General features: G+C 38.3%; 23 protein-coding genes and 2 pseudogenes. 19 read left to right on the forward strand and 6 right to left on the reverse strand.

Features of this window, described 5'->3' with window-relative positions; genetic code table 11:
* A partial coding sequence (locus BLW54_RS17920) for a transposase (protein ID WP_139254217.1) occupies positions 1 to 253 on the reverse strand: 253 nt, incomplete at its 3' end.
* A gap of 90 nt (positions 254 to 343) precedes the next feature.
* Here BLW54_RS17920 and BLW54_RS17925 point away from each other — a divergent pair.
* From BLW54_RS17925 to BLW54_RS17960, 8 genes are all read left to right on the forward strand, one after another.
* Positions 344 to 748, forward strand: a complete 405-nt coding sequence (locus BLW54_RS17925; RefSeq protein ID WP_035510690.1) for a hypothetical protein — start codon at positions 344 to 346, stop codon at positions 746 to 748.
* Between the two features lie 199 nt (positions 749 to 947).
* Positions 948 to 1,337 (forward strand): hypothetical protein, encoded by a 390-nt coding sequence (locus BLW54_RS17930; RefSeq protein WP_035510693.1) that lies wholly within the window; start codon positions 948 to 950, stop codon positions 1,335 to 1,337.
* A gap of 183 nt (positions 1,338 to 1,520) precedes the next feature.
* Positions 1,521 to 2,267, forward strand: coding sequence for a hypothetical protein (locus BLW54_RS17935; protein WP_074736109.1), 747 nt, complete (start codon positions 1,521 to 1,523; stop codon positions 2,265 to 2,267).
* Between the two features lie 496 nt (positions 2,268 to 2,763).
* Positions 2,764 to 3,408, forward strand: a complete 645-nt coding sequence (locus tag BLW54_RS17940) for a GntR family transcriptional regulator (protein ID WP_035510697.1) — start codon at positions 2,764 to 2,766, stop codon at positions 3,406 to 3,408.
* Between the two features lie 18 nt (positions 3,409 to 3,426).
* Positions 3,427 to 4,443, forward strand: coding sequence for a DctP family TRAP transporter solute-binding subunit (locus BLW54_RS17945; protein WP_035510699.1), 1,017 nt, complete (start codon positions 3,427 to 3,429; stop codon positions 4,441 to 4,443).
* 58 nt (positions 4,444 to 4,501) lie between these two features.
* Positions 4,502 to 4,996: a TRAP transporter small permease gene (locus BLW54_RS17950; RefSeq protein ID WP_035510701.1), complete on the forward strand. Its 495-nt coding sequence runs from the start codon at positions 4,502 to 4,504 to the stop codon at positions 4,994 to 4,996.
* Positions 4,993 to 6,276, forward strand: coding sequence for a TRAP transporter large permease (locus BLW54_RS17955; protein WP_035510703.1), 1,284 nt, complete (start codon positions 4,993 to 4,995; stop codon positions 6,274 to 6,276). The genes BLW54_RS17950 and BLW54_RS17955 overlap by 4 nt, the downstream gene beginning before the upstream one ends.
* A gap of 297 nt (positions 6,277 to 6,573) precedes the next feature.
* The gene (locus tag BLW54_RS17960; protein ID WP_035510705.1) at positions 6,574 to 6,768 is read left to right on the forward strand and encodes a hypothetical protein; all 195 of its coding nucleotides are present in this window, start codon (positions 6,574 to 6,576) and stop codon (positions 6,766 to 6,768) included.
* A 171-nt stretch (positions 6,769 to 6,939) separates the two neighbouring features.
* Here BLW54_RS17960 and BLW54_RS17965 read toward each other — a convergent pair whose 3' ends face one another.
* Positions 6,940 to 8,142: an IS110 family RNA-guided transposase gene (locus BLW54_RS17965; protein ID WP_074736111.1), complete on the reverse strand. Its 1,203-nt coding sequence runs from the start codon at positions 8,140 to 8,142 to the stop codon at positions 6,940 to 6,942.
* A gap of 334 nt (positions 8,143 to 8,476) precedes the next feature.
* Here BLW54_RS17965 and BLW54_RS17970 point away from each other — a divergent pair, with 334 nt between their 5' ends.
* Positions 8,477 to 9,268 carry an aminoglycoside adenylyltransferase domain-containing protein gene (locus BLW54_RS17970; RefSeq protein ID WP_035510707.1) on the forward strand — a complete coding sequence of 264 codons (792 nt, stop codon included), beginning with the start codon at positions 8,477 to 8,479 and terminating at the stop codon, positions 9,266 to 9,268.
* A gap of 128 nt (positions 9,269 to 9,396) precedes the next feature.
* A pseudogene (locus tag BLW54_RS17975) lies at positions 9,397 to 9,952 on the forward strand (cysteine hydrolase family protein).
* 490 nt (positions 9,953 to 10,442) lie between these two features.
* Here BLW54_RS17975 and BLW54_RS20520 read toward each other — a convergent pair.
* The 4 genes from BLW54_RS20520 to BLW54_RS20820 all read right to left on the reverse strand — a co-directional run bounded on the left by BLW54_RS20520 (position 10,443) and on the right by BLW54_RS20820 (position 11,657).
* Positions 10,443 to 10,610, reverse strand: coding sequence for a YfhE family protein (locus tag BLW54_RS20520; RefSeq protein WP_074736113.1), 168 nt, complete (start codon positions 10,608 to 10,610; stop codon positions 10,443 to 10,445).
* A 94-nt stretch (positions 10,611 to 10,704) separates the two neighbouring features.
* Positions 10,705 to 11,076, reverse strand: coding sequence for a DUF2512 family protein (locus tag BLW54_RS17990; protein WP_244153544.1), 372 nt, complete (start codon positions 11,074 to 11,076; stop codon positions 10,705 to 10,707).
* Complete coding sequence (locus BLW54_RS17995; RefSeq protein ID WP_035510715.1) at positions 11,045 to 11,353, reverse strand: hypothetical protein; 309 nt, start codon at positions 11,351 to 11,353, stop codon at positions 11,045 to 11,047. Before BLW54_RS17995 ends, BLW54_RS17990 begins: the two co-directional genes overlap by 32 nt.
* A 139-nt stretch (positions 11,354 to 11,492) precedes the next feature.
* Entirely contained in the window at positions 11,493 to 11,657 is a 165-nt protein-coding gene (locus tag BLW54_RS20820; RefSeq protein WP_155996998.1) for a hypothetical protein, read from the reverse strand.
* A gap of 770 nt (positions 11,658 to 12,427) precedes the next feature.
* On the opposite strand from BLW54_RS20820, the pseudogene BLW54_RS18000 reads away from it, so the two are divergent.
* The 9 genes and pseudogenes from BLW54_RS18000 to BLW54_RS18045 all read left to right on the forward strand — a co-directional run bounded on the left by BLW54_RS18000 (position 12,428) and on the right by BLW54_RS18045 (position 19,866).
* Positions 12,428 to 12,879: pseudogene (locus BLW54_RS18000) on the forward strand (YoqH family protein).
* Between the two features lie 168 nt (positions 12,880 to 13,047).
* Complete coding sequence (locus tag BLW54_RS18005) at positions 13,048 to 13,431, forward strand: VOC family protein (protein WP_414625737.1); 384 nt, start codon at positions 13,048 to 13,050, stop codon at positions 13,429 to 13,431.
* Positions 13,432 to 13,646: 215 nt separating this feature from the next.
* The gene (locus BLW54_RS18010; protein ID WP_035510718.1) at positions 13,647 to 13,829 is read left to right on the forward strand and encodes a hypothetical protein; all 183 of its coding nucleotides are present in this window, start codon (positions 13,647 to 13,649) and stop codon (positions 13,827 to 13,829) included.
* A 335-nt stretch (positions 13,830 to 14,164) separates the two neighbouring features.
* Positions 14,165 to 15,223 carry a LytTR family transcriptional regulator DNA-binding domain-containing protein gene (locus BLW54_RS18015; protein WP_051743994.1) on the forward strand — a complete coding sequence of 353 codons (1,059 nt, stop codon included), beginning with the start codon at positions 14,165 to 14,167 and terminating at the stop codon, positions 15,221 to 15,223.
* Between the two features lie 188 nt (positions 15,224 to 15,411).
* A complete protein-coding gene (locus BLW54_RS18020) occupies positions 15,412 to 16,263 on the forward strand; it encodes an ABC transporter ATP-binding protein (protein ID WP_139254218.1) in 852 nt (283 codons plus the stop codon).
* Positions 16,260 to 16,961 carry an ABC transporter permease gene (locus BLW54_RS18025; protein WP_035510722.1) on the forward strand — a complete coding sequence of 234 codons (702 nt, stop codon included), beginning with the start codon at positions 16,260 to 16,262 and terminating at the stop codon, positions 16,959 to 16,961. The genes BLW54_RS18020 and BLW54_RS18025 overlap by 4 nt, the downstream gene beginning before the upstream one ends.
* A 504-nt stretch (positions 16,962 to 17,465) precedes the next feature.
* Positions 17,466 to 18,404: a hypothetical protein gene (locus tag BLW54_RS18030; RefSeq protein WP_167358837.1), complete on the forward strand. Its 939-nt coding sequence runs from the start codon at positions 17,466 to 17,468 to the stop codon at positions 18,402 to 18,404.
* A 54-nt stretch (positions 18,405 to 18,458) separates the two neighbouring features.
* On the forward strand, positions 18,459 to 18,719 hold the full coding sequence (locus tag BLW54_RS18035) for a hypothetical protein (RefSeq protein WP_035511612.1): 261 nt from the start codon (positions 18,459 to 18,461) through the stop codon (positions 18,717 to 18,719).
* A gap of 649 nt (positions 18,720 to 19,368) precedes the next feature.
* The gene (locus BLW54_RS18045) at positions 19,369 to 19,866 is read left to right on the forward strand and encodes a DUF5643 domain-containing protein (protein ID WP_139254219.1); all 498 of its coding nucleotides are present in this window, start codon (positions 19,369 to 19,371) and stop codon (positions 19,864 to 19,866) included.
* The last annotated feature ends 110 nt before the right edge of the window (positions 19,867 to 19,976 follow it).

The following is a 19,976-nucleotide window of genomic DNA, read 5'->3' on the forward strand; positions in this document are numbered from 1 at the left end:
TTAAAATGTCGTTTTCCATGTTTAGTCGCTGGTTCTCTTTACGTAACTTGATGAGTTCTTTTTGTTCAGGTGTGCGATTATCTTCTTCTTTAAATGAACCGGATTGCCGATACTGACTGATCCATCGATCAAAAGAAGAAGAAGTCAATTCATACTCTTTAATAATTTCTTTTCTAGATTTACCATTCTCATAAAGCTGAACAATCTGTTTCTTAAATTCCTCCGTAAACGTACGACGGTTTCTTTTGGTCATGGTCCGCTCTCCTCGACTGAAATATTTAGTAAAGTGTACCGGACCTTAACGAAACTGTCCAATCAAGTGTAGCCTATCCAGGTGTTTACATTGAGGAAAACTACTTGGGCAGGAGTTTTTTTACTGACCATTCTTATCGCAGGAGGATTTATTCTTTATTTTGGATCCGAAAGTATGAATAGGGAAGGAACAAGTAATCAAGAGAGTGAAATAACGATGAAAGATACGGAAGAAGTAGCTGAAATTATTAAATACATAAAAGACAAATTTTCGGGTAACGACCGAATAAAGGACGTTCATTTTGACCGCAATCGTAAGGCTATAGCCGTTAATACAAGTTTCACAAGATCAGACCTTGAGGAAGGAATTAAATTTGAGAAAGAAATTGTAGATGAGCTTCAATTGTACAATAAATCAGGTGAAAGAATTTCATATATGATTGAAATAAACTTTAGCGATGGAACTTTGTTTTCAAGCGTAGTCATTTTAAATTGATAGTATAGAATTCCAAAAACTGTCCTTTTATAGCTTTAATATCTTGAAGTCAAGTCTTAAATAATTGGGGGCATTCCTGAATATTACATCTTAACCTTAATCCTTTGTTTTCCGTTATATATAGGTGGGATTATCCACTCAGACGCCATCTTCCTCTGATCGAATAAACTGACCCAGATACATATGAAAGGGGAATTATATGAATAATAGATTAGTTTCAGGGACATTGGCTTTTCTTTTCTTTCTCTTTTTGGTGGGGTGCTCTTTAGGAGAAGAATATGTATTTGAGGGAGAAAGCGAGCATTGGGAAAGCTATATAAAGGTGTCTGAATCTAGTGGAGTAAAAACAGAAGAATTTGTGGTGAAGTATAAAGGTGAGTTGAAAGAGTTATCTGACATTGAGGAAATACAGTATTCCTTTGAGGCTTCTAAAACCAGTGCAAAAAACACAAGAACGTTTGGAGGTGAACCCCCTAAACAAAAAGAGTTTTCTTCCTCGGGGTCATCTCTTATTGGCAAAGATGAAACTATAGAAGTTATGGTCAAGTGGGGGGAGAACGAAGAAACAATGGAGCTTAATATTAAGTAGATTTTAGAAATGTTATTTTCTATAGATGAAAAAGTCTCGAAATCAAGTCTTCATGTATCGGTGGCAATTCATTTACATCCTCAATTTGTGCGTCAATCAAGACAATGTAAATAAGTATGCAGCTGAGAGAATTTAAGTTTAATGTTGCGTCAGCAAAAAAGTAAAAGTTTTAGGAGATTTTTGATGAATAGGAAGAAGATTTTTTTAATATGTGGTGCAATACTTTTTATAAGTTCAGTTCCCTTAGGCCCAAAAATGTTAGTTGAGCTTATACATGCCTCTCTAATGGAAAGTCGATACAAACTTACCTCTTTTAACAATGATTATCCCTCTAGGGAGCCGTATTTTGAATACGCAAACCATTCAATTAAGATCGATGAGGAATTAAAGAATAAAGACACCTTTGTTGACCCTTGGGAACATAGAACAGCAATAGGTAATCTAGCTTTAATAGTTGATGGAGAGGTAAAGGATTTGCTGAAAAAATACCCAGTGAGGGTTGAACAAAGTGGATTAAGTCGATATTGGGGAGACATAGCCTTCATAAAAATGGCGGATATTAAAAAGAATAAAAAATCATTAGTAGTGGTTTTGAAAAAAACGCGAGAGATACAAAAAGAATTGCCGAATGGGGACATTACTGGTGGGGCTTCATCTAATGAATTAGAGTACACTACATATACTTTCGGTCCGGAAGGCAGTATTAATAGGGATGATTTTCGACTAACTCAAAGGAATGCATTGCAAACTAAAATACTAAACGCAGGTGTGGTTGGACCTCATAGATTAGGGTTTTATACCAATGCATGGCAGGGTTATCCTACGATATTTTTCCCTTTTATGTATCCATTACTACCAATGATTCTAGGGTTTATTATTATCCTGGTAACTTTAGTTAAGTTAAAGCGTGAAAAATACCAAGGTAGATAAAATACCATAAATAAAAAAATGTTATCTCAACGTGAAATGTATATTTACCTTGAATTCAAGTCTTAAACAATCGGGGGCTTATCTGCAGTAAAGGTAAGCCTCTTTATAGTGAAAAAATTCAGTACCCTTGTTAGTCTTGAAGTAGTTGGTACTGGTGAAGTCTCATTAAAAGAAATCGAGAGGAAGATATATTCTTAAGAAATATAAGGAATTAATTTATATAGATGTATTGGTTGTTGGGTTAGTAATCTTAGGGTTAATAACTAATCTACTATTATTGTGGTGAATGTTCAACAATGATTCTTCTTCAACTAAGGTCGGCGTTAATTAAGGGAATAAAGGGATGGTAAATGGAAAAGGCGAAGATTCTCTTTGGATTAAAGAGGTTTATTTGCTTAATATTTATAATTTTTAAAAAATTCAGTTTACAAAAACGCTAATCTCCTATACAATTTTCTGTATACAGTATACAGAAAATTTATGGGTGGAGTGATTCATGAAAAAAATCCATAAGAAGATGTCGGTAACGGAGCAGACGTACGACTTGCTGCGTCAGTCTATTTTTTCTGGTGAGCTCTCTCCTGATCAAGAATTACGGGAAGAGAAAATTGCTAAGCAGATCGGTGTCAGTCGAACGCCGCTGCGTGATGCTTTACGCCGTCTTTCTATGGATGGCCTCGTTGTTCTGCGAAATGGCAAACCAGCCAAGGTGGCTACGTTTACAATGGAAAGTTCCTTACATCTGATGGAAGTCCGCACGCTGCTGGAAACGCACAACCTTCGAACGGTCACCCCTATTTTATCTAAGGAGATCATCGGACAGCTGCGGAAGAATGTATCGAATCAAAGGAAAGCGATTGCAAAGGAAGATTACGAGACTTTTGTGGATTTGGATCGGGATTTTCATCTATTGCTTACAAAAGCCAATAGGAACAAGAAGCTGCAAGATTTGATTTTGCAAATGAATTCAGGGGATTACCGTGCATTTATCATTTTATCCAACACGCTGCCTCAAAGTGCTGACGCTGCTTGTGGCGAGCATGAAAGCATATTGGAAGCAGTACAGGATGGAGGTGTGGAACGAGCCGTCGAAGCGATGAATGTACATATGAACAATATTGTTAAACGAATTACACAATAAGACATAGGGGGAGTACATATGAAGAAGTTAATGGTTCTATTCGTAGCTTTGATCACGTTAGCCGCTTGCGGACGCCCAGATTCAACCGGTGGTGATGCAGAGGATGGCGGAGGAGAAAGTCACAAGATTAGTATTGCTCACTTAGTTTCGGAAGATCAATCTTCTCATATTGCAGCGGAATCTTTTAAAGAGAAGGTGGAAGAAGAATCGGATGGTCAAATTACAGTCGAGATTCACCCGAATGGGGAACTTTATCCATCTGATCGGGAAGCGATTGAAGCAGTCCAGCAAGGAAACGTGGAAATGACGATTCCAGCGGTTGCATCGATTTCTTCTTTTAATAAAGACTTCATGGTATTTGATCTTCCTTTCTTATTTGAAGACTACGAGCAGGCTTATCAAGTGCTAGATGGAGAGATTGGACAGGGACTACTTGATGATCTGACAGAACAAAACATTAAAGGACTTGTTTTTGCAGAAAATGGTTTCCGTCATCTATCGAATAACGAGGGACCGGTGGAATCCCTGGAGGATATTCAGGGGCTGAAAATGCGTACATTGGAAAGCCCTGTTCACACGGCAACCTTCAATGCCCTCGGAATGAATGCTTCACCTTTCGCTTTTGGTGAGCTTTATACAGCCCTTCAGCAAGGGACTTATGACGCAATGGAAGCGCCCGTGTCCTTGTTTTATACGAATAAGTTCTATGAAGTACAGGACTATTTGACATTGACGGGCCACGTGTATGCGCCGACGGCTCTATTGATGAACAATGAATTTTACGAGAGTCTTTCCCCAGACTTGCAGGAGTTAGTAGTCGAAGCTTCTGAAGAATACCGGGAAGAACAAAGGGAACTGGCTCAAGAGCAGGATAGTGAGTTTCTGGAAGAATTAAAAGCAGAAGGCATGGAAGTTAATGAACCTTCTGGAGAATTGATGGAATCCTTCCGAGATGAAGTGGAACCGGTTTATGAAGAATTTAAAGATGAGATTGGTGAAGATCTCCTCGAAGACGTTCAAAATGCCAGTGAATAACGTCAGGAAAAAGGAAGGCGACTGCCTTCCTTTTAATACATAATAGGGTGGGACAGTCATGGCGAAGATCTTCGCAAAATTTGAAAAAGGTATACTCGTATCAACACTAGTCCTAATGGTCATCCTCATTTTTGGACAAGTTGTTGGACGGTACATTTTCCAATCCGCTCCAAGCTGGACGGAAGAAATCGCCCGCTATTTACACATTTTTCAAGTGTGGATCGGCGCAAGTTATGCCGTGAAATTGAGAGAACATATACGTGTCGATGCATTCATTACCCTGTTTCAAGGAATAGTGAGAAAAATACTGGAATCGATCAGCGCCCTTTTGTGGTTTTCGCTCGTATTATTTTTAGCGATATTCGGAACTAACCTTGTGATGGATACCATCAGTTACGGTCAGAGTTCACCTGCGATGCAGATCCCGATGTGGCTTCCAATGATCGCTGTACCGATCGGATCTTTGGGGATGGCGATCCGATTAGTTTTCCAGCTCATAGAGGTTTGGAAAGGGAACTATGAAAGACCAAAAAGTGAGGGGATTGCCACATGAGTGTCCTTCTCTTATTTGGAACGTTGCTCGTCTGTTTGCTTATCGGGGTACCAATCGCGATATCTCTTGGGGTATCGGCTTTAACAGCCATTTACTTCGGAACGACGCTTCCTCTTGGTATCATCGTTCAAAAAGCCTTTACTTCATTAGATTCTTTTCCTTTATTAGCCATCCCCTTCTTCATGCTTGCCGGCATATTGATGGGGAAAGGGGGCGTTTCTAAACGACTGCTTCACTTAGCAACCTCAATGGTCGGCTGGATGACCGGCGGATTGTCGATGGTCACGATCGTCGCGTGTATGTTTTTCGCAGCCATTTCAGGTTCAGGCCCCGCAACTGTGGCCGCTATTGGCGGCTTCATGATTCCAGCGATGATCGCCAAACATTATAAGCCCGGCTTTGCTGCCAGTGTACCGGCTGCAGCAGGTTCAATCGGGGTTATCATCCCGCCGAGCATCCCTTTTGTCATCTACGGCGTGACTGCGAATGTATCCGTTGGCGACATGTTCATCGCAGGGATTTTCCCGGGGATGCTCATTGCCGTGCTATTAATGGTAACCGCGTACATCATTTCTGTGAAAAATAACTACCGCCCAGAAGACGGTTCAAAGACGAGCGGAAAAGAAGTGTTCCGCGCATTAAACGATGCGAAGTGGGCGCTGTTTATTCCAGTCATCATCTTAGGCGGAATTTATGGCGGTATCTTTTCTCCGACAGAAGCGGCCGTCGTATCGGTGGTCTACGCTCTCATTATCGGAGCCTTCATTTACAAAGAACTGACATGGAAGACGGTCTATGATTCATTCATTCAAACGATCATCATCAATTCAACAACGATGATCATTATCTGCCTGTCCGTCTCATTTGCCCATTTTATGACGCTCGTCCAGCTACCGGATCAAATATCAAACTACCTGACAGGACTGACTACGAACCCGTTTTTCATATTGATCGTCATTAACCTGTTGCTTCTGCTCGTCGGTATGTTCATTGATACGATATCTGCTGTAGTGATTTTGACACCAGTTCTGCTGCCGATCGTCACAGAGTTCGGCGTAGATCCCGTTCACTTCGGTGTCATTTTAGTCGCAAACCTGGCCATCGGATTTGTCACCCCGCCAGTGGGCGTCAATTTATTCGTTGCCTCCACTGTCGGGAAAGTGAAATTTGAAAAAATCGTCGTAGGCGTCCTTCCGCTTTTAGTGGTGATGATTTTCGCATTGTTTATTATTACGTATGTTCCTGCATTGTCGATGTGGTTAACGGAAATGTATCGATAGTTTTTCGGGAAAGTCATGCAGGGGAGTGGTTCTCTGTAAGGCTTTTCTTTTTTATAGAAGCGATGGGACGGTTGTAGGGCTTCCGACAAATGCATAAGAACCACCCCTGGCTTTGATTATCTTGAATTCGAGTCTTATAAAAACGGGGGCGCTTGTCCAATATGAGCAATCGCTTTTTAGCTAACGTGCAGGTTAGTCGAATGATAATTTTTGTAAGGATGGGTTTTTGAAAAGTGCTTTATTTATGAAAATGTTAAAATCTACAATAAACGTTTATTTTATTTAAAGGAGCATTCCATGTTCAAAAACGAAAAAGCAAACATTGTTTACAGCATAATAGGCGCTATTATCGTACTAGGAATGGCAACGTATATTTTATATCCAACTCTTGAAGGGGTTATCCCTTGGTTAGTTTATACTTTAATCTTCATAGGATTTGTATTATTTTTCAGAAAACAATTTTATCGTTGGAAAGATAATAAAGAAAATTAAAGGTGCATTAGTAAAAGATCTAATCCAAGATATATCGAAATCAAGTCTTACATAATAGACCAGCTATAAAATGTCAAGTAACCAGGTAGAAGCTTTTTAACGCTCACTTAAATAAAATTTCTCATACCAAATAAACCTCACTCGTGTAATTATTAAAACTGTAAAAAGTGGTTAATCATCATTGGTTTGAGGGCGAGTTACATAGGGCTTTTGATCTCTTAAAATGGCAAATATAATGTGTGTCAATTTACGAGCTACGGCCCCTACCGCAGTACCGTGAGCTTTCCCACGTTCTCGTAGCTTTTGATAATAAAGGGATAGGGCAGGATCCTTAAAGCTAGCCACGAAAGCTGCTTGCCATATAGCACGTCTAAGGTAAGGGGAACCTCTTTTGGAAAGCTTCGTTTTAGATCCATTAAACTCACCGGATTGGTGCACGGAAGCATCCAGGCCTGCAAAGGCAACTAATTGTTTTGGATGTTCGAAACGGTCAATGGAACCAACTTCACCTAAGAGGACTGCCGCCGTGACATCATTTACACCTGTTATGGTTGTTAAATAATGATGTTGTCGGTCCGAGAGCTCCTTTAATTCTTTTTCTATTTGAGCCAATTGTTTTTCAAATAGAGCTATTTGTTCTAGGAGAAGATGGATTTGCATTTTAAATCCCTCTGTACCTATGGAAATGCCGAAGGTATTTTGGGCACTTTCTTTCAATTGTTCAGCTTTCCAACGAGCTCTTGTAATCCCGTACCGTCCTTTACTGACACGATAAAGGACATCGGCTAGTTTGTCTGTATCGATGTCCAAGAGGTCTTCGGGTAGTGTAAAGTTTAAAAGAATTTCTGTCGAAGATAGTCCAAATACATCAGAAAACACTTGTTCATATTCAGGGAAAACCTGATCTAGTAAAGCAATGATTTTACGCTTAACGTCTGAACTTTGGTCTACCAATGCATAACGCAGCCTCTCGAGGTGTCTAAGTTGAAGGAGGTCTTCTTGAACGAATGGAGTCGCTTCTGGAGAGTCAATGCGAATCACTTGAGCAATTAAGTACGCGTCTTTAATATCTGTTTTGGTTTTTCGAATATAAAAATTACGGAGTGCGTCCGATTGCATAGGGTTGAAAGACGTCACTTTGTATCCAAGTTGATGAAGGAAAGAAAAGAGAGATAACCAATAGTGACCCGTAGCTTCCATCCCACAAGCACAATTTTCAGGTGTTACCTGGTGTTGGTTTAAGAATGTCAGAAGCTTTTCACTACCCTTTTTGGAATTAGCAAAACGAATGGTTTTTCCAATAGGGTTCCCACTTTCATTGATTAATCCAGCTTCATGATGACGTTTTCCAATATCAATACCAAGATAAATCATAAACGATACCACCCACATAATATTAATCAGATGAAAGGAAACCTCTTACCTTTATAGATACTCAACCTCGTTCGATATGCGGCAACTATGTACCATCCAGCTTATACGAATAGTTCTATAAAGAAAGAGGTGTCAGTCTATAGCACGAAGACAATGCTTCAAGGGGGCAGAGCGACAACCTCAATCTGATTTAACGCCATTATACCTTCAGCTAAAGGTATGATGGATTTAAAACCAGAAATAATCTGGTTAATAATAATATACGAGGGGGGCAATTGCTGGATAATGTTTGTCACTCTTTGTCTCAATTCTATAGGGGAAGGAGGTTTATTAAATGTCCTACAATTGGAATAATTCTTCTTCAGATATAAGGGATTTTGTTCTTAAATTAGTGAGTAAGACTAAACCAATCATCGATGATAACTTTATTGGTTTTTACCTTCACGGCTCACTAGCAATGGGGGGATTCAATCCCTATAAAAGTGATCTTGATTTAATAGTGGTCACAAATGAATCAATAACCATAGAGACCAAAAGGAAATTAGCAAATCTATACTTAAGTTATTCTGATGATCCATACCCAATCGAAATTAGTTTCTTGAATAAAGAGCAATTAGATAATTGGAAACATCCTTCTTCCTTCGACTTTCACTATAGTGAACAATGGAGGGAAAGATATGAAACTGACATTTCAAAAGAGCAATGTTTATATATCAATGAAGATATTAGCACTGACCCTGATTTAGCTGCACATATTTACATACTCAATCAACGGGGAATTTGTATTGATGGAGAACCAATACCTGAAATTTTCCCTATTATTTCGCAATCGGACTACTTCTCTTCCATCGAGGGGGATTATCAGGAATGTTTAGTAAATATAGAAGATGATCCAATTTATTGCTCGTTAAATATGCTGAGAGTATTTTTGTACGTTAAATCTGGGACTGTTACATCAAAGCAAGAAGCAGGTGAGTGGGGGATAGCTACATTAGAGGGGCTTAGCAACACCATTCAAAAAATATTGGATAGTTACAGAAGTGAAGAGGTTTCTTATAAATTTGACAAAAAAGAACTCTTTGGATTAAAAGACTACATCCATCGAAATGTACAGGAATTATTGTAGGAAGGGAATTAGAACCTAATTTATCTCAGTCCCGAATCTTCCGGATAAGGGGGCACTAGCTGAAGACTGTATAGTTGATCTTCAGCTATTCTTTTATTTTTCTTCAACGAAAGGGCGAGGTGAAAATTATGGAGAATACCAAAGCTTTAATAATTATAGATGTTCAAAAAGCTTTTAACGACAAAAAATGGGGGGGGAAGAAATAATCTCAATGCCGAAGAAAACATTAGAAAAATGTTAGATATATGGCGTGATAAAGGGTGGGAGGTAATTCATATTCAACACAAGTCTGAGAAACCAAGTTCAGTTTTTTATTATAATGGTGAGGGTTTTCCTATAAAAGACATACTTGCTCCTCTCAATCACGAAAAAGTGATAACAAAGACGGTTAATAGTGCTTTTATTGGAACCAATCTTAACGAACATTTAAAAAGTATTCATACGGACAAAGTGATCATTGCTGGCTTGACGACCCCACATTGTGTGTCAACTACTACAAGAATGAGTGGGAATTTAGGCTACGATACTTATCTGCTATCAGATGCAACAGCAGCTTTTGGAATGAAGGATCATAATGAAAATTATATAGATGCACAAACGATTCATGATGTTTCTCTTGCGACTATTCACAAGGAATTTGCCACCGTATTAAATACACAGCAATTTATTAAATCTATTTTGTAAATCTATAAAAGGAAAAGCAGTTTCTATAGTTATCTCGATTCGGATTCTTCAACAAATGGGGGCAAAGCCTGAAAACAATGAGGAGCGATTATTAATTATGGTTAAGTCTATAAAAGGACAGTTTGTCTTGATCCTATTAGCTGCCTTCGGTTTTATAATTCATTCATTTTCATATATTGAGTTTACTGGTGAAGAAAGGTTCTTGTTCAATCGGATACTCTTCTATTTCATTATGATTTTATCGGTTTTTAATGCAGGGATGATCACACAAAAGTACATACACTTAAGAAAAAAGAAAAAATCCTCGGTACTATCTTGATATCGAGTCTTCATGAATTGGGGGCTTTAGTTGAATAAGCTGAATATAAAAAAGAGTTCCATAAAATTGGAAACTCCTCTTTTTGTGTGCAATATCAACAATAAACTTTAACAAAGCCTTATCCAAAAAAGCTTGCGGAAAACGAAAAAATTCTCCGCAAGCTGCTTTGTATTATGATTTTAAATCAGGGTTTTCCTTCTTGGCCTGTTTTACCTGGGGCTTGCGGTAACCGCCGGCTATATCTGCTTGTTTAAATTCTTTCGCATAACGGACTTCTTGTGCATCTGATAATTCGATTCCAATCCCTTTAATAGGCTGATACTGTGTGTTTCTACTCATGGTTCTCATCCTTTCTTTCGGAATTGGATTACATCTTACTGTATCACTTTTTACAAAATCTTAAACTCTTTCGCTCAATGATTCTCAAAACATTCTACTTAATAAATGAGGCTCGAAGTTCGGGCTTTTTTGCTATATAATAGTGAAAGAAAAATTCTCCTGCTCCTAAAACAATTCCAGCTAGGACGCCTGCAGAAAGCCAGGAAGATTGGTCCGGACTTCCCATCATGGATCCTACGATGGCGATGATGATGATTGAAAGACCTACATCTGCGGTGCTGGCTACCATGTTCGTCGTCTTCGGATACAATAGAAGGTCTCCGACTAAATATGAAATCACACCTAGAATGACGGTGATGGCTAAAATGGTTATAAACGAAACGTTAAAACCTAACCCGAGTACTAAATAAAGACCTGCAATGGTCATGACACCTTTAATGGTCAGCGCTTTTACGTGCTCCATCATTTGTCTCCTTTCCTCGTAATAAGATTAAGATAAAGTAGAAAATAGACAAAACATTTATAAACTCTTGCTTATTACAACAATTCCCATTACTCAGCCAGCTAAACGTTTTTTGATCAAGATCATGATTAGAGATGAATGTAAATGACTGTAGGAACGGTGTCTTAGGGTCATTAAGGGTGTACTCGATATTTTCTTTGGTGTCGGTCTCGTGTTCTTTATCATTTTTACTATAGCTATTTTTCCGCTTTACGTAAGCTATCTTACTTACAATTGACATTTAGTTATACACCTCAAAAGACTACTCCCGATTATCCCCCGTTTGTTAAGAAGGACTTATTTATGAATTCAAACTTTCGATAAGAAGGTAAATACAGGATGTCGTCTTTTTACAAAGAAGTAAGCAGGCATAAACCTGCTTACTTCTGTTGAACCTCCCAATGCATTCTTGAAAGTGTATTCGAATTAAGTTTCTTTACAAGCATATGTGCGGTATAAAAATCATTAAAGGTTTTCTTCACACGGCTGTTTGATTTTTTTAAGGTTTCCGTTGCGCCATTATTTTTACGGACGATAATATACATTTCGGTTACCCCTTTCTTCAATTCAGCCATCCTTTAATTACTTTTTATCACATAACTAGATAAAAAACTTAAATATTCCAAGGATTTAACTGAGTTGAAATTAAATTGAAAAATATATTATCCTCCTTCTACAAAATACCCCCTGCTAAGGCTTGTTTGATACAGGATTGGGCAAAGTTACTAGACTCCGATGGAGGTGGTAACATCATTACCATAAGACACAATATTACTCTAGAAGAAGCCTTGTATATTTTTTTTGTGAATATGTAGGGAAAAGTACCTCAAAGTATCTTGAAATCAAGTCTTAAACTATTAGGGGCGATTATCCAATAAGAGAGGATCGTCTCTTTTCTTTACCTATAGAATTAGGTGGTGTGGTAATAATGGATTTCATTATTCAAGTTTTAATTTGGGTGGGAATAACTTTTTTTATAGTAATCCTCACAGCTACTAAAACAAATAAAAATGGTAGAAAGTAATCTATTCCAGGCGGGTTAGGGGCAAGAGAACGAGAAATTCATAATGATAGCTTGAGATTTATAACCCAAACAAGGGAAATGCATCTACCACGTTGAAAATATACTCACTGTTGCTTTCTTTTATTAATAGAGGTGCTTATAACAAATTTATCTCGAAACCAAGTCTTCCAGTATCGGGGGTGATTATTCAATATGAGTAGTCGCTCTTTCTTTACTTATGAAGGGTAAACAAAATAATTAATGACTTTAAAATAGGGGATACTAGCCAAAACAAATTGGTTGAGGTGTTTTATGAAACGATTTATTTTGTTTCCAATGATTATTTTTTTACTTATTATGTCCCCAAGTCAAGTAAATGCAATTACTATGCCCTGCAGTATGGTTTTAGAACCTGTGGATCAAAATTTAAATAATGCAAAGGGAACGGCATTAGTATATAAAGTCCAGCTATTCCCACCAAGTTTTGCTCGCACTAATATAAGCATTCTTGCTGTGCACCTTCCAGAACCCTCAAACTATGGAGATTTTGATAGCTACGAAGGATTTGCCTATATTCGCGAAGAAATAAGTTGGAGGTTTAGACTATTCCCTACTCCTGAAGGAATTAGTCAACATGGGCAGGAAGATTTGATCTAATTACAGCGAATATGAAAAACGTAGAGGTACAAGTAAGACTCTCGAATACCAAAACCAAAAAGTTAGGTCCAGTTGTACTAAAAAGTAATATAGATCAGTGTAAATAGGGTAATTAGAGTTATATAACGTCAAAAATATCTTGATACTGAGTCTTAAAGAAACGGGGAGCGATGATTCAAGGGGGCTTTTTTTCATAAAGTATTTTAAGCTGAAATAGTCCGATAACAACTTCGAAATTCAGAATTAAGGAAATAAGGTAATAAAGGAGGATGACAATGCAGAAAGTAACGACTTTTTTAATGTTCAAAGGGAAAGCAGAAGAGGCTATGGATTTTTACACAACTACATTTAAAGATGCTGAAAAAATTAATGTTTTTCATAATGAGGATGGAACTGTATTACATGGTATGTTTTCAATAAAAGGACAAACTTTAATGTGCATCGATAGCATGCAGAATCAGAAATTTAGTTTTACTCCAGGAATGTCTTTGTTTGTTGAATGCGACACAGTTGAAGAGCTAGAAGAACTTTTTAGTAAGCTTTCAGAGGATGGAAATGTAAATATGCCTATAACAGACACCCCTGTAAGTGAAAAATTTTGTTGGGTAGACGATCAATACGGAGTTTCGTGGCAATTAAATGTTTCAAAAGCAAAATAATAAAAATTTATCTATTTATAAATTTAGGTGGTAGAGATAGTGGTTACAATCATAAACGAGCTTAAAACCTGAAGTAAGATTACCTTCAGCTTTTTCCTTTAGAAAGATGGAGACTATCTTTAACTAACGAACGCTAGTTAAAATTTAGATCCCTTGAAATCAAGTCTTACAGTATTGGGGCCAATCAGTAAAGGGGAATATTGGAGGGGTTGAATTTGTATTCACTAAAATTTTGGCTAACTTGGGTTCTTGGTGTAGTAGTAGCTGGACTTGTATTAAGTCTGTTGCAAAACGGTGAAGTGGACTGGGGACATATTGTTACTATGAGCATAGGTGGTCTTATAGGTGTACTTATCGCTTCAGGAATAAAGAAGAATTTAAAAAAAGAAGAAGATTAAACCTTTATTATTAAAAATACACCGCTTCAAGCATTGGGGGGCTTTCCTTAAGTAAAACAAATTTTAAGTGAAGGAGGGGTAGCAATTATGAATACTGTTTTAAGATCCTTAACAAGGACTGATATTGAAAATTTTGTGGATTTGTACATTAAGGTTTTGTATTCGGAGCCCTGGAATGAAGAATGATCGTACGATATTGCAAAGGAAAGACTTACTGATTTGTATACACCACTCCTAAGTTTTTAGGATTAACGTTTTTATGACAGTCCCAAACAGATTAAATTTGGCAATTGCTGTGTATGAATGGAAATTTTTACTTGAAGGTGGGGAGGTCCATGGATCAGGACGTTGTGATAAAAATGGAAAAAATAGGTATGACTGAAGGCGATAAAGTATGGTTCCATCCCTTTGATTTCCAGCTTAATCGTAGGGAAGTGGCGGCAATCCAATGTGATCATGCGACGGGAAAGCTGCTCTTTCAGCTGCTGATCGGGCAGGAATCGTCCTCCGGTACGATCGCTTATTTTAATAAAGCACATCCTCGCGAGCCGGAAAAATACCGCCAACAGGTTGGTGTCGTTATGCATGAGGAAGGGGTTTATGAGCGATTAGCTCCTTCTGATTACTTGAAGTTTTTTCAAAAATTGTATGGATCAAATAGTAATATCGATGAATTGTTACATAAGGTGAACTTATACGGAGTTAGAGCGAAGCCGATAAGGCACCTGGATTATTCACAGCGGAAGCGGCTGGCGTTTGCCAAGGCCCTCGTTCATAACCCGGCTCTCGTTATCTTTGAAGAGCCTGATCAAAATATCGACTTAGAGAGCAAGGTGATCCTGCGCGGGCTTGTGAGTGACCTGAAGAAACAGGGGAAATCTGCCCTTATTATTACAAGCAATATGGAGAGCGCCGTCATTCTAACGAATGATGTATACCGCTTAACAGAAGCAGGCTTAAAGAAGATATCGGTTGTAGATCAGTCGGAAGTTTTATCAGGAGAAGTTTCCACTGAAAATGGAGAAAGTGACCCGAAGGAAAATCAATCCTTTCAAATGCATCTTGAGCGAATACCCGCTAAGGTTGAAGAAAAAATTCTTCTGTTTGACCCGATGGAGATTGATTTTATCGAAAGTATGGGTGGCGCGGTCCAGCTGCATGTAAAAGAAAACTCGTTTCCTTGCACCATCACTTTAAATCAGCTAACAGAAAGGCTTGAGCCATTTGGCTTTTTCCGCTGTCACCGCTCCTATATCGTTAACCTGCAGAAGGTGCGGGAAGTGATGACGTGGACACGAAACAGCTACAGTTTAATTCTCGATGATGATAAAAAAAGTAATATCCCTTTATCAAAAGGAAAGCTCCAGGATCTCAAAAATGTGCTAAGAGTGTAGAAATATTTCCCGGGGAATGTTGAAAAAAGTCGTTAAATACTCCACTCAGCTTTTTCGATGATCACTCATCGCAACTGCCTCTCCATTTATCGCGAAAAATACTCCTTTCATCCTTTTTTTAATGAACACCTGCCCCTTACGACGTAGACTTAAGGTAGTGATAAGCCAAACTGTAAAGGGGAATGCAAGTGAGCGAGTTAATTGAAGTAGACAATCTGCAGAAGGAGTTTGTTGGTAAGAAAGCGCTGGACGCTCTCTCTTTTACTATAAAAAAAGGAGAAACGTTCGGCTTCCTAGGCCCGAGCGGTTCAGGTAAAACAACGACGATTAAAATACTGACTGCCCAGCTGACTTACAGCTCAGGCAAAGTCCATGTGTTCGGTCAGTCTGCAAAGCAGTTAAAAGCGCCTGGACAAATGAAACGGATAGGGGTTTTAACGGATAATACAGGTCTGTATGACCGCCTGACGATCTACGATAACTTAAAGCTGTACTGCGATTTATACGACCTGCCTTATAGCCGTATTAATGAGGTGCTTGAAGAAGTCGGGCTGAGCGGGGAAGAGAGAAAACAGGTCAGCAAGATGTCCAAAGGGATGAAGCAGCGAGCAACACTCGCCCGGACGATTCTGCATAAGCCTGAGCTGCTTTTTCTCGATGAACCGACATCTTCTCTGGATCCGGTAAGTACCGAGCGCATTCATCGAGTATTGCGTAAGCTAAATGAAGAAGGAACTACCATTTTTTTAACGACGCACGATATGCACGAAGCAGAACGCATGTGTGACCGTCTTGCCTTTTTAAACAAAGGCCGTATCCAAATTGAAGGGACACCGCAGGAGCTGCGCTTAAACTATACTGATTCGTCGATCACCATCTTCTTAAAAAACGGACGCGAGTATCTGCTTGGCCATGATCCAGAAAGCGCTCAGCTGATTGCCGAGGCAATCACCAGCGGGCAGTTAGTTTCGATTCACTCCAATGAGCCGACATTAGGAGAAGTATTCGCCCGTGTAACAGGGAAGGGGCTATTGCGATGATTTCAGTAAAACGAGTTCAAGCCGTCGTAACGAAGGACTATAAAGACCTTATGAAAAATTCCTATATGCTTTCCACCGCTCTCATGCCGCTACTATTTGCTTATATATTCAGCAGAGAAGGAGCAGCAGACGTTTCTTCCATGATGGTGCTATGCCTTACCTTGACGATGGTTATTGTCGGCTCCTTTATTCAGGCGGCTATGATTGCCGAAGAAAAAGAAAAGAACACATTAAGAGGACTGCTTCTATCCCCGCTGAATATTGGAGAAATATTTATTGGGAAAAGTGTTCTCTCTGCAGCGCTGACCGTTATTATGGTTGCTGTCGTTATCATGATTGGTGGCTTTTCACTCCCGGATCAGATGGGGATTTTCGCCGCTGCCCTGTTCATTAGTCTCATCTTTTTCATTGCCGTCGGGACGATCCTCGGTCTCATTTCTCGTACAGTGATGGAAACGTCTGTCGCTGGGCTGCCGGTGATGCTTATCTTAGGAATGGGCTCCCTGTTTCGCAGCGTGGTGAATGTGGAGTGGATTACTTCCGTTTTTGAATATATTCCGGATTATCAGCTTACAGAGATCGCTGAACATTTAAGTACAGGGGAGTCTGTCACACAGAACTTCATCATTCTATCTGTCTGGGCTGTTGCTTCTGTTATTGTTGCGGTTGTTATTTTTAAAAAGCGCCGTTTTGATTAGCCTGAATCGGGAAAAGAGAGTGTGTCAACGTTGTTAAATTGCTCTATTCCAATTTCAAATTAACGGAGTAGGTGTAGAAGCCTCTCAAGAGTATTTATAAACTTTTGGGAGGCTTTTCTTTTATCTAAAAATTTATAAAAAGTAAAGTCATATGGATATTATTATGTTGTGTTTTTATTCTTTTTCCCTATACTCGAAGACTCATTTTTGAGATTATTGTCTTGTCACTTAATAACCATTATTTCAAAATCAATCAATGGGAAGTAAAATACTAGGTTCACGATAATGTAAATTTAGTAGAGCAACGAAGATTTATCTTGAATTCGAATTCTCTAGCTAACTTGGGGTTTATCCTTAATAGGGTAGGCCCCTTTATTGTGATTAATTATTGAGATATATATTATATTTTGAAATAATTGGAACAAATAATGTAAGACCAAACCTACTAATGTTTACGTGGGGGATAATCCCTTTTGAATAAACTATAGTGCCAGGGAAGTGAGAATGATGAAAAATCTAAAGGTAATAATTGGAACATTTGTAATAGTTCTTGTTTTATCCGCATGTCAAACTGAAGACAAAGAAATATTTTCACTCACTAATGATGATATTTCTGAGGATAGAGTTGCACTAGAAGAAAAACCAACGATCATTCTTCAAACGAACTCTAACGATCTTGCTGCTGAAACTGTCTTAGAATGTTGGACGGAGAATTGCAATGAGGAGACAGTAACATCTCCGGAAAACACATCAATAGAGAATGAAACTGAAGGAATACCTTCTACTATGGTTCGTAGGGGTACTAAAATTAAGGTCGAATTTGAGGGAAGCCAACCCGATCGTTTGAGTTATAGAATGAAAGAAGACAGTAGCATCGAAAGTAAATCTCTAGAAGATCAAGTGATAGAAGTCTCTGGGGAAGGTAAGCAACATTATTTATTATCCGCCGAATGGCGAACGGAAGAAGGAAAGTTTCAAGGGGCAAAGAAAATAGGGTTTGTCTTAGACGTGGAAAAAGATAAAAATGTGAAGGAAGTAGAACTAAAGAATACAACGTTCACACATAATGGAGAATCTTATCCAGCCGTATATCATGTGAACTGCTTAAACGAAACTGCTTGCGAAGCACCTCCTACTAATGGAACTGATCCATACAGTGAATGGAAAGATAAAGTGAATCTAGTGGAGGTTAATGCCAATATTGGAGATGAAGTGAAAATTGACTTTCCAGAAGGTGTTCCGGCTCCCAAACGACTTTCCATTCAAAAACTACAGGGTGCAACAGGTATGCAAGAATCTTTACAGAATAATGTCATTGAAATCATGGGTGATGAAAATACTACGATCACTTACATTATAAACGCTGAATGGAGGGAAGAAGGAAGAAAGACAGCTGATGTACAGTTTGCCTTTATTGTACCTAGTCCATCATTGAAGGACTAACTGTGAAAGATTTAAGGTGCACGTTGGTGTAATAGGTATTTAAGGGGTGATTAGTTGAAGAATTGGTGGAGATGGTTTTACATTTCTTTTGTGATGTTGATTACATTTACAATATTGCAGTATAGATTTCTAATTTGGATTACTCAAGAAAAGCCACTTCCCTTTTATCTAATAGGATGGGGTATATCTTTATTAGTCGTAGTTGGGTTACTAATTTACAAATGGAAGCAAGAGAGTAACATAAAAGAACTTAAGCAGGAAAATGAGCGATTGAGAGAAGCAGTAGAGTATTACCGTAGTAACGCTAGTATTTGAACGTTTGTAAAAATGTTCTTAAATACAATTTGTATTGTGTTAATGGGTGCTAAAGTAAAGGAAGAGTAAGAGATATCTCGAATCTGAGTCTTACATAAAAGACCAGCTATAAAATGTCAAGTAACCAGGTAGAAGCTTTTTAACGCTCACTTAAATAAAATTTCGCATATCAAATAAACCTCACTCGTGTAATTATTAAAACTGCAAAAAGTAGTTAATCATCATTGGTTTGAGGGCGAGGTACATAGGGCTTTGAATCTCTTAAAATGGCAAATATGATGGGGGTCAATTTACGAGCTACGGCCAGCTTTATGGTCCCTTCTGTATCTCATGTAATGGCTGAGGTTCCGGTAGTAGGACAGTTATATTCAAATTTTAATGACTTAATAGGTAGAAACTTGGCTTCTTAACAACTTATCACCGAATTAAATGAAACAGCTAGTAGTGGTGATATAAATGTTACCGTTACCAGTGCTTATTACGATGGTGCGGTGATGGGTGTGACTTTTAATGTTACAGGTGATGTGCAAGAGAAAGAAAAGGGCCAAGTCAGCGGATTTTATGAAGTTTTTAATGGGGAAGAAACAATTTCGGATAGTAAAGAAATTGTGCAGTTAAAACGGCTCAAGGATATACGGGACAAATACAGTTGCATTATCCGGATAAACAGCTGTCTGGAGGTACAACATTTCCCTTGAAAGTTTTAAGGATAGGTGAAGATGAGGGAGTATGGAAGTTTAATGTTCCAGTTAGACAGTTACCCCATGATGTTTTACATGTTGATAAAGAAAGCGTTGATCAAGAATCAAATATAAGTGTGCACTTCGATTCTATTATAGCCGGAAAAGCTTCTACAGCAATTAATTATACAGCTTCATTTCCAGTTAAGGGAGAAAATAATCAAGTGCGATTAGAAGCTTATGATGATCAAGGGAATAAAATAAATATTTCAATAGACGGTATTGATTTAGAAAAAAGAAAAGAAAATGACAGAGTAATTGTTAAAGGGCGAAGCATTATTCCACAGGAGCTAAAAGGAAATACAAATTATATTGAAATCTATCCGAAAATAGCTTTAACCAGAAAAGATACAAACAAACCATTGGAATTACAGCCTTTAAAAATAAGTATAAATTCCTGGCAATAGTAACTTGATACTTTATTGCAAATCAAATTATCTTGATATCAAGTGTTCAAGAAAAGGAGGCAATTCAGCAAACCTTCTGTAGAGGATATTTATTGTCTTTAGTCACAAGG

The organism is Halobacillus karajensis, from assembly GCF_900108515.1.
GTDB classification, from domain to species: Bacteria; Bacillota; Bacilli; order Bacillales; family Halobacillaceae; genus Halobacillus; species Halobacillus karajensis.